Genomic DNA, 13,039 nt, shown 5'->3' with positions numbered 1-13,039 from the left:
TTTGATGGCAAGCAGTAACTTGATTAAACAATTGCAAGAGCGGGGCCTGGTGGCTCAGGTGACGGACGAGGAAGCGTTAGCAGAGCGACTGGCGCAAGGCCCGATCGCGCTCTATTGCGGCTTCGATCCCACCGCTGACAGCTTGCATTTGGGGCATCTTGTTCCTTTGTTATGCCTGAAACGCTTCCAGCTGGCGGGTCACAAACCGGTTGCGCTGGTGGGCGGTGCGACGGGGCTGATTGGCGATCCCAGTTTTAAAGCGACCGAGCGTAAGCTGAATACCGAAGAGACCGTGCAGGAGTGGGTAGACAAAATCCGCAAGCAGGTGTCGCCGTTCCTCGATTTCGATTGTGGCAGCAACTCCGCCATCGCGGCGAACAACTATGACTGGTTCGGCAACATGAACGTGCTGACCTTCCTGCGCGATATCGGTAAGCACTTCTCTGTTAACCAGATGATCAACAAAGAAGCGGTGAAACAGCGTCTGAACCGTGACGATGTCGGGATTTCCTTCACCGAATTCTCCTACAACCTGTTGCAGGGGTATGACTTTGCCTGCCTGAACAAGTTGCATGGCGTCGTGCTGCAAATCGGCGGTTCCGACCAGTGGGGCAACATTACGTCGGGTATCGATCTGACACGTCGTCTGCATCAGAACCAGGCGTTTGGTCTGACGGTTCCGCTGATCACCAAAGCGGACGGCACCAAATTTGGTAAAACCGAAGGTGGCGCGGTGTGGCTGGATCCGAAGAAAACCAGTCCATACAAGTTCTACCAGTTCTGGATCAACACCGCTGATGCGGATGTTTACCGCTTCCTCAAATTCTTCACTTTTATGGATATTGAAGCTATCAATGCCCTGGAAGAAGAGGACAAAAACAGCGGTAGAGCGCCGCGCGCTCAGTACGTACTGGCGGATGAAGTGACGCGTCTGGTACATGGTGAAGAAGGTCTGGCTGCGGCGAAACGCATCACTGAAAGTCTGTTCAACGGTACGCTGAGTGATCTCAGTGAAGCGGATTTTGAACAGCTGGCACAGGATGGCGTACCGATGGTTGAAATGACGAAAGACGCAGACTTGTTGCAGGCGCTGGTAGATTCCGAACTGCAGCCGTCACGCGGTCAGGCGCGCAAAACGGTTGCGTCTAATGCCGTCACTATTAACGGTGAAAAACAGGCTAATCCGGAATACACCTTTACCGACAGCGATCGTCTGTTCGGGCGCTACACCTTACTGCGCCGCGGTAAAAAGAATTACTGCCTGATCTGCTGGAAGTAATCGGGTTATGTAAATCACGCCGGGTGGCGCTGTGCTTACCCGGCTTACAAAACGCGTAGGCCCGTGCAAGCGCAGCGCCGCCGGGCAAAGCCAAAACAGACAGTTTTAGTTCAACCCTTCCGCTTTCATTGCCGCCGCCACCGCAGGGCGCGCTGCGACACGTTCCATATACGAAGCCACGTGGCTTAAGCCTTCCAGATTCAGCTTCACCGCACGCGCCCAGCGCAGCACGGTAAACAGGTAAGCATCGGCGATGGAGAAACGCGAGCCGCAAATCCATTGCTCATCTTTCAGTGCTTCGTTAATGTATTGCAGCTTTTTCTCCAGTAACGCGCGGACAGTGGGTTTGTATTCTTCTGGCGTGTCCGGGCGGAACAGTGGGGTAAAGCTTTTATGCAGTTCGGTCGCGACGTAATTCAGCCATTCCAGTGTTTTGTAACGTTTGAGGGTGTCCGTTGCTGCCAGCAACTGCCGGTCCGGCACGCGGTCGGCAATGTACTGCATGATCGCCACGCCTTCTGTCAGGATCGTCTCGTCATCAAGCAGCAGAGCCGGCACCTGACCCTTGGGATTTACCAGCAGATAATCATCGCCGTTTTCCAGTCGTTTTTTTGCCAGATCCACACCTTCCAGCGTGAAGTCCAGGCCACTCTCACGCAACACAATGTGTGATGCGAGCGAACATGCACCGGGTTTATAAAACAATTTCATGGGTAACTCCTTTTGGCAGCGGTTTGCATTATGTTAGTGCCCCCTGGAATAAAAAAAAAGCCGCCAACACGAAGTTAGCGGCTTAATTTTATTCGTTTCCCGATGACGTTATGCGGTGGCGGTTTCGTTCGCTTTTTCTGCGTTGTCATCATCCTGCGTCATGCGGTTAAGCTTCGGCGCGGTGAGCATCATCAGCACAGTAATCACTGCGGTTGCAATACCGATCTGCAGGAAGACGCGACCATACACTTCCAGCGACATCAGCGGATCAGTCACGTTTTCCGGTACGGCCATCAGGTTGGCGATTTTACCCGCGATAATCGCGGCGCCAGCGGTGGTCAGGAACCAGCTACCCATAATGAAGCCCATCAGACGCTGCGGCACCAGTTGTGCCACCATCGCCAGACCCAGACCGGAGATCATCAGTTCACCGATGGACTGCAGCGCGTAGCTCAGAATCAGCCAGTTCACGGAGACGATACCGGCATCGGTTGCGAATCTGGCACCCAGTGGCAGCACCAGGAATGCGCCAGAGCACAGCATCATCCCGATCGCAAATTTGTGCGGCATCGGCAGACGGTCACCCATCTTGTTATAGATTGCCGCCAGAATCGGGCTGCCAATCATGATCCAGAACGGGTTCAGCGCCTGATACTGTTCCGGCTCGAACGCAATACCCAGGATTGAGTGCTCAACGTTACGAATCGCGAAGAAGTTCAGTGAAGTCGGCATCTGGCTGTACAGAACGAAGAAGACAACTGCTTCAAGCATCAGGATGAAGGCAACGATCATCTTACGACGCGCTGCGCCCTGCATGGCGAATGCTTCTTTCGCGAAGATGCACACGATACCCAGCGCAATCACGCCCAGCGCGATACGTGCGATACCCTGGTTGTGCAGCAGCCAGGTCGCAATTGCCACCAGAACGACCACACCCGCGAGTGTCGCCAGCAGTTTACCCATGTGAACCGGCGCAAAATCTGGTTTAGAACCGTACTGCTTCACCCACTTCTGGCAGAACGCGAAGTTCACGACGGTGATCAGCATACCGACCACGCTCAGTGCGAACGCGACGCTCCAGCCGAATTTAACGGCCAGCCAGGGCGTTGCCAGCATAGAGAAGAAGGAACCGATGTTCACGGACATGTAATACATCGTGAATGCACCGTCCAGACGTGGGTCATTTTTCTCGTAGCAGGTAGAGAGCAGGGAAGACGGGTTGGCTTTGAACAGACCATTACCGACGGCGATGGTCGCCATCCCCATATAGACGATCGCGGCGTTGTGACCCGACCACGCGACCAGCGCATAACCAATCGCCAGAACGATAGCGCCCAGCATGATAACGCGTTTTGTACCCAGAACTTTATCGCCCAGCCAGCCGCCGATCGCTACAAGACCGTAAACCAGTGCGCTAAAGGAAGAGAACAATGTAATTGAATCCGCTTCAGACATACCCAGTTGTTTAACCAGGTAAACGGCCATGATCCCTTGCAGGCCGTAATAACCAAAACGTTCCCATAATTCGATAGAAAAGATGAGATAGAACGCTTTCGGTTGCTTGAAAGCATTCAGACTAACGCTTTCTGCTGGTTTATTGTTTGCAGTTGACACATATACCTCTTTTTTTACGTCCCATAGTAAATGGGGGAGTTCTGGGCGTGATGCTGAAAAACGCACCCGCCTTATAGTTATAGTTGGAGGGGAAACGCGGGGTAATGTTCACTATCCTGTCCCGCCAGGCAAGTGCTTTGTAATACTCTGTTACACATAAGCGGAGTGGTATAATCGTCCGGTCATCTAAATGTTATTTAGCGTTAAATTTCATTGTTTCTGGTTTGGTGGTTTTTTCCACTACGTAAAGCCACCCGTATTGGGGTGATGGCGATATGTTCTGCTATCAAGGTAAAAAGTTAGTGATATGGGCTGGTTTCTTAAAAAATGCTGGTGAATTGTCCGGTAGTGAAATGAAAACCAGTTGTTAAACCAGCAAATTCGCGGCTTTTACGCAACATAAAATTAACACGGTGTTGCACAGGTGATCGACTTCACATTTATATAGAAATTTTTTCTTAGAAAAAAACGATTAACCTGACTGCACGTTTAACAGGCAGAGAATGTGTCGGTGTTTTTCGGAAAACCTGGCAGGAAAAGAGGGGTTAAGCGGAATACTCAACGCAGGTGCAGCAGGCGCTGCACCGCAGGGGGAATCGTCAGAGATCCACTTTCTCTTTGTATTCACAGAGATCTTCAATAATGCAGGAGCCACAGCGGGGCTTACGGGCAATACAGGTGTAACGTCCGTGGAGGATCAACCAGTGATGGCAATCCACCTTATATTCTGCCGGAACCACTTTTAGCAGTTTATCTTCGACCTGTTCCACATTTTTGCCTGGCGCGAACTGCGTGCGGTTACAGACGCGAAAGATATGTGTATCCACAGCGATGGTCGGCCAGCCGAAGGCGGTGTTCAACACCACATTGGCGGTTTTGCGACCCACGCCGGGCAGCGCTTCCAGCGCCGCTCGGTCTTCCGGCACCTGACCGCCATGCTGCTCCAGCAGGATGCGGCAGGTTTTTATCACGTTCTCGGCTTTACTGTTAAACAGACCGATGGTTTTGATGTACGACTTCACGCCCTCTACGCCAAGCTCAAGCATTGCCTGTGGGGTGTTCGCCACCGGGTAAAGCTTTGCCGTCGCTTTGTTGACGCTGACGTCGGTCGCCTGTGCAGACAGCAGCACCGCGATCAGCAACTCAAACGGCGAGCCGAAATTCAGTTCGGTGGTCGGGTGAGGATTGTTTTCCCGCAGCCGGGCGAGGATCTCCAGCCGTTTTGCTTTGTTCATCCGATCTTCCCTGTGACATCCGTTGAAGGGGCTGTAACAATTGCGTCACGTTTTGCTTTGCGCTGCTTAGCACGTTCATCGATCAGGTATTTCAGCGCCAGTAGCATGCCGAGCCCGATAAATGCGCCGGGCGGCAGCATCGCCAGCAGGAATGGCGAATCGGTATGGAAGACTTCAATGCGCAGCACTTTTGCCCAGTTGCCTAACAAACCGTCGGCGCCGTCAAACAGCGTTCCGTTACCAATAATTTCACGCAGCGAGCCAAGAACGAACATGGCGCAGGTCGCGCCCATACCGATAGAAAAACCATCGAGCGCGGAAAGCGCCGGTCCTTTTTTGGCGGCAAACGCTTCGGCGCGGCCAACCACGATACAGTTGGTCACAATCAGCGGGATGAAAATCCCCAGTGACTGGTACAGACCGAAAGCGTAGGCGTTGATCAGCATCTGCACTGCACTCACCACCGAGGCGATAATCATTACGTAGATGGGAATGCGGATCTCTGGCGGCGTCCAGTGGCGCAGCAGAGAGATGAACAGGTTGGTCAGCGTCAGCACCAGTGTGGTGGCAAGACCTAACCCCAGCGCGTTAGTCGCCGTTGAGGTGACCGCCAGCAGGGGACACAAACCCAGCAATTGCACCAGGGAAGAGTTGTTTTTCCACAGTCCCTGGACGATAACGTCTTTTATTTCGCTCATGGTCTTACTCTCCACAGGCGCTCAGTTCAGGCAGCTGCGCAGGCAACGTCTGCGCATACAAACCGGCACGTTTCACAGCATTCACCACCGCGCGAGGGGTGATGGTCGCGCCGGTAAACTGGTCGAAATCACCGCCGTCTTTCTTCACCGCCCAGTGACTGTCATCAGCCCCATGAATGGCTTTACCAGAGAAATGGGTGATCCAGTCAGACAAGCGCAGTTCGATTTTGTCGCCAAGGCCCGGCGTTTCATGGTGTTCCGTCACACGAGTACCTAATACGGTGCCTTTGAAATCTGCACCAACGAGCAGTTGGATCGCACCGGAATAGCCATCCGGCGCCGTGGCTTCAATCACCGCCGCGACAGGACGATCATCTTTACTGGCAATATAAAGGTGATGCACGCCTTTGCCCAGCGCAGGCACTGTTACCTGATAGCAGCTTTTTTGTAAATCGTTGTCATACAGTTCGGCAGGAAGCACCTGATCAAACAACTGCTTTTGCTGTAGCGCAGCCTGCTCGTCGATGGTCCCTTTGGTCAACTGGTTGATCGCCGCCGTCAGACCCGTCGAGCCCGCGGCAAACAGCGCCAGAATAAGACCGTGTTTTTGCATTGTCTTAAGCATCAGGGTTCCTCAACGGTGTCCGTAAGCACGCGGACGCGTGTAGTAATCAATCAGCGGAACGGTAATGTTCGCCAGCAGGGTGGCGAAGGCCACACCATCAGGATAGCCGCCAAAACTGCGGATCAGCCACACCAGCAGACCAGCCAGCGCGCCGAAAATCAGACGGCCGCGATCGGTGGTGGAGGCGGTAACCGGATCGGTCAGAATAAAGAACGCGCCGAGCATAGTGGCACCGGACAGCAAATGCATCTGCGGCGAAGCCAGCGTCTCCGGCGAGAACAGCCAGCCCAGCGTCGAGCAGACGGCGAGGCTCAGCAGAAAACTGACCGGAATGTGCCAGCGAATAGTTTTCTTCCACAATAACAGCAGTCCCCCCGCCAGATACGCGAGGTTCACCCACTGCCAGCCAATCCCCGCCAGTGCGCCGCCGTAAATCGGCATTTGCAGAACCTGCTCAACGCTGTGTCCGGCACGCAGAGACGTTTTAAAGGTGTCGAGCGGTGTGGCCTGACTGATCCCGTCAATGCCCATCCGCAGGCTGTTCATATCATGCCCGGACGATGCGTCGCCGCTGAAAATAATCTGCACGGCGTCCAGCAGGTCCGGCGTCGTGGCGGCAATACTGTGCGGCGGCAGCCACGAGGTCATTTGCACCGGGAATGAAATCAGCAACACCACGTAGCCAATCATCGCCGGGTTAAATGGGTTATGACCCAGTCCGCCGTATAACTGCTTGGCGATAATAATGGCAAACGCGGTACCCAGCACCACCATCCACCACGGGGCGAAAGGCGGAATACTGATCGCCAGCAGCACGCCAGTCAACAGCGCGGCGTTATCGGAGAGCGTCGCGCCAACAGGTTGTTTACGTAAACGCAGTACCGCCGCTTCGGCAACCAGCGCCGTTACCACGGCGATAAGGAGTTGTATCAGCGTTCCCCAACCGAAAAACCAGCTCTGTACAGCAATACCAGGAACCGTCGCCAGCAGAACCAGCATCATGATGCGTGAGGTCTGACGCTGGTTATGGGTATAAGGGGAGCTTGCGATTCTGAATACCATTTATTCCTCTGTCGCGACTTTCTGAGCAGCTTTCTTTGCCTGCGCTCGCGCAATGGCGGCGGCGATAGCGGCTTTTCGTGGATCTTCGCTTTCCGCCGGAGCGGCAGGCGCTTGTTGCTGTTCCGCTTTACGCGCTTTGGCGCGGGCGATGGCGGCTTCAACGGCAGCTTTGCGCGGATCAACCGCAGGCGTCGTGGCGCTGTTGTCGTCCTGCAATTTTTCCGCCTGACGTGCACGAGCCTGCGCTTTACGTGCTTCGCGGGCGGCAATAACGTCGCTGTTATCCGGCTGTGTTCCGGCTTTGATCACCAGCGTTTCTGTCGCCTGTTGCTTTTTCTCGCGCACCCGCGCTAATGCCGCAGAAATAGCAGCCTGATCGGTTTTGCCTGGCTGTGCGGCAGATTCTTTATGCCGTGCCTGACGTGCCAGTTTTTCGCGCTCGAGGCGTGCCTGGCGGGCTTCAAAGCGCGCTTTGGCTTCTGCCGCGCGTTTTTCTTCATCAGCAATGGCGCGAATTTCCGCTTTTTCCTGACGGAAGTACTGCACCAGCGGAATGTTGCTCGGGCATACCCACGCACAGGCGCCACATTCGATACAGTCAGAAAGATGATGCGCAGTGGCTTTATCGTGCTGCTGGCCTTTACTGAACCAGTACAGCTGTTGCGGCAGCAAATCTGCCGGACAGGCATCGGCACAGGCGCTGCAACGGATGCAGCTTTTTTCTTCCTGCGGCTCGCCCATTTCTGCTGTTGACGGGGCCAGCAGACAGTTGGTGATTTTCACCACCGGCACGTCGAGCCACGGCAGGGTAAAGCCCATCAGCGGGCCACCCATGATCACCAGTTGGTCGCTACCGGCGCAGAAACCCGCGTCATCCAGCAGATGACGAACCGGCGTACCGAGGCGCGCCCAGACGTTACCTGGTCGGGAGACCGCTTCACCGGTGAGGGTGACCACGCGCTCCGTCAGCGGTTCGCCGTCAATAATGGCCCGTTTCACGGCATAGGCGGTACCGACGTTTTGCATCAGTACGCCAATGTCAGAGGAACGCCCGCCATGCGGAACCTGTTTACCCGTCAGGATCTGCGTCAGCTGTTTTGCGCCACCGGACGGGTATTTGGTCGGAACCACGCGCAGGCTAATGTCGTGCGAACCCGCCAGCACTGCCCGCATCATCGAAATGGCTTGTGGTTTGTTGTCCTCAATGCCAATCAGGATTTCGCGTGGTTGCAGAATATGCGCAAGAATGCGCACGCCGTCGATGATTTGCGCCGCGCAATCCTGCATCAGGCGGTCATCGGCGGTGATGTACGGTTCGCATTCCGCCGCGTTAATGATCAGCGTTTCGATTTTATCGCCGCCACCCTGCAGTTTATTGCCGGTCGGGAAACCTGCGCCGCCTAATCCGGCGACGCCAAACTGATGAATACGTGCGATCAATTCGCTGCGGGATCGGTTCTGATAGTCGTTCCAGCCGTCGCGCTCAATCCAGCGGTCTTCGCCGTCGGCATCAATGATCACGCTCAGTTCGGCCAGCGCCGACGGGTGTGCAGTGGAGTGCGGGGCAATCGCCGTGACAGTACCGGACGTCGGCGCATGCACCGGCAACATGCGGCCCCGGCCGCGGGTCAGAGGCTGACCGCGCAAAACGCGATCGCCAACGCTGACGCACAGTTCGCCTTCAGCGCCGATATGTTGTTTCAGGGGAATGACAAAACGCTGCGCCAGTGGAACCTGTCGCAGTGGCGTCCCGTTGGACTGGGTTTTCATTTCCGGGGGATGAATACCGCCGTTGAAATCCCAGATTCGCTCTTTGCGGAAAGCGGAAAATAACTTAAGCATGTTGTTCCACTGGAATAATCTGTACCGGAATGGTCTGCAGGTTCCATTTCCAGCTCTCCGTGGTGGTCTCGACCGGACGCAGCTCAATGCAGCGCGTCGGGCAGGGATCGACACAGAGATTGCAGCCAGTACAAAGGGAGCTCACCACGGTATGCATGGCTCGCGTCGCGCCAATAATGGCGTCAACCGGGCAAGCCTGAATGCACTTGGTGCACCCGATACAATTGTTTTCATCAATTACCGCCAGCATGCGGACAGGCTCAAGGGCCTGTTCATCGCCGTCAATGGGCTGGGGGTCAACGTTCAGCAGGGTAGCGATTTTCAGCATCACCGCTTCGCCACCAGGCGCACAGCGATTGATTTTCTCTCCCTGAATCCCTACGGCTTCGGCGTAGGGGCGGCATCCCGGGTATCCGCACTGGCCACACTGACTTTGTGGCAAAATCTCTTCAATTTTTTCCACAACAGGATCGTCCTCTACCGCAAAGCGACGCGAGGCATATCCCAGAATGACGCCGAAAATCAGCCCTAACAGGCTAATCGCAGCGACGGCTATCCAGACAGCATTCATTACAACTTCACCAGACCACTAAAGCCCATAAAGGCCAGAGACATTAATCCTGCGGTAATCAGCGCAATGGCATTACCGCGAAACGGGGCGGGCACATCCGCAGCGACAAGGCGTTCGCGGATTGCAGCAAACAGCACCATCACCAGCGAGAAGCCGACGGCGGCGGAAAATCCGTACAGTGCGGACTGCAGGAAATTATGCCCAAGGTTAATATTCAGCAGCGCCACACCCAGCACGGCGCAGTTGGTGGTAATCAGCGGCAGGAAAATCCCCAGCAGACGGTACAGCGCCGGGCTGGTCTTGCGCACCACCATTTCCGTGAATTGTACCACCACGGCGATGACCAGAATAAAGGCCAGCGTTCTTAAATAGACAAGATTCAGTGGGATCAGGATCCAGGTATCGATAAGCCAGGCGCACACGGACGCCAGCGTCATCACAAAGGTGGTCGCCAGTCCCATCCCCATAGCCGTTTCCAGTTTTTTAGAAACGCCCATGAATGGACACAGCCCGAGAAACTTCACCAGTACGAAGTTATTGACGAGGACTGTGCCAATAAAAAGCAGCAGATAGTCAGCCATTATTCACCTGAAAAATACAAAGCCGCCTATTATCCGCTAAACGGCAACAGGCGACAACAGGGAAACTGTACGGTTATTACGGATTAACAAAGGTGCGTTTTACCCGCATGGAGCGCTTAAAGTAGGGCACCATCAGGGCAGCCGCCAGTAGCGGGAACAGCAACTGGCGCAGCGCCAGTGTGTCTGAAACAGGGGAAAACGCAAATGCTTTAACGGCCAGCAGGACCGAAATCAATAACCAGATAATATAATGTTTCGGCACAATCCGACGACGCTTAAAAAACGCAATCGCCAGCCAGAGGGTGTAATACCACATTCCTGCCGCAAAGGCGCAAGACAGGATCCACAGCCCCAGATTGAGCGTGCTTTGCTGCCGCAACACCGTAAACGTCTGCGGAGACAGCAGCGCATTGGCATACAGCACCACTGCCAGCGATGCGCTCAGCAGCGCCAGCAATAGCCAGGCCAGTGGGGCCAGTAGCCATCCACCAATACGTTGAGCATTTTTTTCGGACATGACCTCTCCTGAAAATCAGCGCCAGTTGCCTGCTTCAAAGCAGGGGCAGAAGTATAAAGCAACTGGCACCCGGGAGGACAGAATTTATTGCACGTATCGCCACACGGATTTCGGCACTTCGCCAATATTATACAGGCGACCACCGGAGACCAGTTCAGCGCGACGATGGTCGGCAGCGCGATACATGCTGATGATCTCGCTGTTGTCATCCAGAGAATAATTCAGATGATCAAAAAGCTTTTCCAGACTTTCAAGTGAGTTGATTTTACGAAATTTGAGCAAATAATCCTGGACGGTCATAATTAAAAGTATCCCTTTTATAATGCGTTTATTTGCCGCTAATAAGTCTCGACATAACAAACTATATCAGCGGCATCCCTGACAGGGGTGCGATGTACTGGCGATGTTCAATTATTATTTAGGGTACATAACCCAAAGACAAGCGGATTAACAGACAGACCTGTCATTATTGGTTTTTTAAGATTTTTCTTGAGTGATGATCGGACGCCGGACGGCGCCCGTTCAGGAAGACTAACGCTCTTCACCACGGCTGGCAATAACGTTCTGATACCAGAAGAAGCTCTTTTTACGTTTTCTCACCAGGTCTTGATTATGATCGACATAAACGAAGCCATATTGTTTCTTATAGCCGTTTAACCAACTTAGTAAATCAATAAATGACCATGGATAATATCCCCGCACATCGGCGCCAAGATCAATCGCTTTTTCCAGCGCGTTAATATGCATTCGTAGATAGTCTATTCGTGGATCATCGACAATATCGCCATTAATAATTGGGTCTTTTGCGCCTAACCCATTTTCGGTGATATAGACGGGAATATCACCGTATCTTTCTTTGATCATCATTATGCCGTCGGTTAATCCCTGCGGCCAGATTTCCCAGTCCCAGTCGGTATACACGCCGTCCGGGTTACGTACAAACTTAAACAACCCTTTGAAACCAAACTCGCCGCCGCTGCCAGGCTCGCCGCTGTTATTACTTTGTTGCCGCGTTTCCTCTTCACTGGCGACGACCGTTTCCCGGCGATAATAGTTGAGCCCGATAAAATCGCAGCGATTGTCACGCAACAGGGCATCGTCGCCGGGGGCAAAGCGGGGAACGCCCCACAGCGCCTGCGTTTGCGCCAGCAGTCCGGCAGGATAAGTGCCCAGCAACACCGGATCGTACAGCCAGTGCGTATGAATGGCGTCAGCGAGCGCGGACGCGTCGCGATCAGCTTGTTTATCGGTCAACGGCGTATGCGGCTGCAGCACGTTGACAAAACCAATCTCGCCATCAATCGCCATCTCACGAAATGCTTTTACCGCCAGCGCATGAGCGATAAAGACGTGGTGACAGGCCTGAATGGCGCGGACAGGGTCTTTCACTGACGGCGGATGACTGCCGGTGATATAGCCGTGACCAATAAAAACAATCGTTTCATTAAAGGTGGCCCACAGCTTCACTCGCGAGCCAAACCGGGCGTAGCACAGCCGGGCATACTCCTCAAACGCTTCTGCGGTGGAACGGGCCTCCCAGCCGCCTTCGTCCTGCAACGCCTGCGGGAGATCCCAGTGGTACAGCGTGATCATCGGTACAATGTTGTGAGCCAGCAGGGCGTCAATCAGGTCGCTGTAAAATTTAACACCTGCTTCATTGATTTCACCACGCCCGCCGGGCAGCAAGCGCGGCCAGGAGATCGAAAAGCGGTAGCTTTGCAGTCCCATTTCCGCCATCAGCGCGACGTCCTCGCGAAAACGATGATAGTGATCGACCGCCACGTCGCCATTGGTGTTCTGGTAAGTCATTCCCGGAATATGCGAAAAGCGGTCCCAGATGGAAGGGCCTTTGCCGTCGGCGTCGTGCGCGCCTTCCACCTGGTAAGCGGCGGTGGCGGCGCCCCATAGAAAATGTTTGGGAAATGCAGACATGATTCACTCCTTATCGATGAGATAAGGGCAGTGTAGGAAGGATGATGAGATAAGTGCAACCGGTTTCAGAAACCGGTTACATCCTTGCGATCGCGCTCACGGTCTGAAACGGCAATCATTTATTTTGCAGGGCGACAGTGGGTTCCGGTGCCTGATAGTTATCGATATGGTGAGCAATAATAAGCAATAAAACGCAAACACCCACAGTGATCCAGCCCATGAGTTCTACAATACGAGATAATACTGACGACATGATTTCTAAGGAAAAAGTGAATACAGGCGGCAAATCTTACTCACCCGCGATAAGGATGCAAGCCCTGAAAATATTTCTATGCGAATTATTCGGTTGTGAGGCTCAGGCAGATGTTGTGA

General features: G+C 54.0%; 14 protein-coding genes. 1 reads left to right on the top strand and 13 read right to left on the bottom strand.

Going from position 1 to position 13,039, the window contains the following annotated elements; genetic code table 11:
• The first annotated feature begins 4 nt into the window (after positions 1 to 4).
• Positions 5 to 1,279 carry a tyrosine--tRNA ligase gene (tyrS, locus tag QMG90_RS11775; RefSeq protein WP_283279804.1) on the top strand — a complete coding sequence of 425 codons (1,275 nt, stop codon included), beginning with the start codon at positions 5 to 7 and terminating at the stop codon, positions 1,277 to 1,279.
• A 105-nt stretch (positions 1,280 to 1,384) separates the two neighbouring features.
• Here tyrS and gstA read toward each other — a convergent pair whose 3' ends face one another.
• From gstA to blr, 13 genes are all read right to left on the bottom strand, one after another.
• The gene (gene gstA / locus QMG90_RS11770) at positions 1,385 to 1,990 is read right to left on the bottom strand and encodes a glutathione transferase GstA (RefSeq protein ID WP_283279803.1); all 606 of its coding nucleotides are present in this window, start codon (positions 1,988 to 1,990) and stop codon (positions 1,385 to 1,387) included.
• A gap of 108 nt (positions 1,991 to 2,098) precedes the next feature.
• Complete coding sequence (dtpA, locus tag QMG90_RS11765) at positions 2,099 to 3,604, bottom strand: dipeptide/tripeptide permease DtpA (protein WP_283279802.1); 1,506 nt, start codon at positions 3,602 to 3,604, stop codon at positions 2,099 to 2,101.
• 599 nt (positions 3,605 to 4,203) lie between these two features.
• Positions 4,204 to 4,839: an endonuclease III gene (nth, locus tag QMG90_RS11760; protein WP_283279801.1), complete on the bottom strand. Its 636-nt coding sequence runs from the start codon at positions 4,837 to 4,839 to the stop codon at positions 4,204 to 4,206.
• On the bottom strand, positions 4,836 to 5,537 hold the full coding sequence (locus QMG90_RS11755) for an electron transport complex subunit E (RefSeq protein ID WP_283279800.1): 702 nt from the start codon (positions 5,535 to 5,537) through the stop codon (positions 4,836 to 4,838). The genes nth and QMG90_RS11755 overlap by 4 nt, the downstream gene beginning before the upstream one ends.
• Before the next feature lie 4 nt (positions 5,538 to 5,541).
• A complete protein-coding gene (gene rsxG / locus QMG90_RS11750; RefSeq protein ID WP_283279799.1) occupies positions 5,542 to 6,162 on the bottom strand; it encodes an electron transport complex subunit RsxG in 621 nt (206 codons plus the stop codon).
• A 9-nt stretch (positions 6,163 to 6,171) separates the two neighbouring features.
• Entirely contained in the window at positions 6,172 to 7,224 is a 1,053-nt protein-coding gene (rsxD, locus tag QMG90_RS11745) for an electron transport complex subunit RsxD (protein ID WP_283279798.1), read from the bottom strand.
• Complete coding sequence (gene rsxC, locus QMG90_RS11740) at positions 7,225 to 9,066, bottom strand: electron transport complex subunit RsxC (RefSeq protein ID WP_283279797.1); 1,842 nt, start codon at positions 9,064 to 9,066, stop codon at positions 7,225 to 7,227.
• The gene (gene rsxB, locus QMG90_RS11735) at positions 9,059 to 9,637 is read right to left on the bottom strand and encodes an electron transport complex subunit RsxB (protein ID WP_283279795.1); all 579 of its coding nucleotides are present in this window, start codon (positions 9,635 to 9,637) and stop codon (positions 9,059 to 9,061) included. The genes rsxC and rsxB overlap by 8 nt, the downstream gene beginning before the upstream one ends.
• Positions 9,637 to 10,218 carry an electron transport complex subunit RsxA gene (gene rsxA, locus QMG90_RS11730; RefSeq protein ID WP_054180759.1) on the bottom strand — a complete coding sequence of 194 codons (582 nt, stop codon included), beginning with the start codon at positions 10,216 to 10,218 and terminating at the stop codon, positions 9,637 to 9,639. Before rsxA ends, rsxB begins: the two co-directional genes overlap by 1 nt.
• A gap of 76 nt (positions 10,219 to 10,294) precedes the next feature.
• On the bottom strand, positions 10,295 to 10,735 hold the full coding sequence (locus QMG90_RS11725; protein WP_283279793.1) for a DUF2569 domain-containing protein: 441 nt from the start codon (positions 10,733 to 10,735) through the stop codon (positions 10,295 to 10,297).
• A gap of 84 nt (positions 10,736 to 10,819) precedes the next feature.
• Entirely contained in the window at positions 10,820 to 11,035 is a 216-nt protein-coding gene (ydgT, locus tag QMG90_RS11720; RefSeq protein ID WP_283279791.1) for a transcription modulator YdgT, read from the bottom strand.
• 231 nt (positions 11,036 to 11,266) lie between these two features.
• On the bottom strand, positions 11,267 to 12,667 hold the full coding sequence (locus QMG90_RS11715; RefSeq protein ID WP_283279790.1) for a glycoside hydrolase family 1 protein: 1,401 nt from the start codon (positions 12,665 to 12,667) through the stop codon (positions 11,267 to 11,269).
• Positions 12,668 to 12,782: 115 nt separating this feature from the next.
• Positions 12,783 to 12,920 (bottom strand): division septum protein Blr, encoded by a 138-nt coding sequence (blr, locus tag QMG90_RS11710; protein WP_283283947.1) that lies wholly within the window; start codon positions 12,918 to 12,920, stop codon positions 12,783 to 12,785.
• Positions 12,921 to 13,039 lie beyond the last annotated feature (119 nt).

The sequence above is a fragment of the Trabulsiella odontotermitis genome (assembly GCF_030053895.1).
Lineage (GTDB): Bacteria > Pseudomonadota > Gammaproteobacteria > Enterobacterales > Enterobacteriaceae > Trabulsiella > Trabulsiella odontotermitis_C.
The sequence above is the reverse complement of the archived record's forward strand: the minus strand, read 5'-3'. Positions and strand labels throughout refer to the sequence as shown.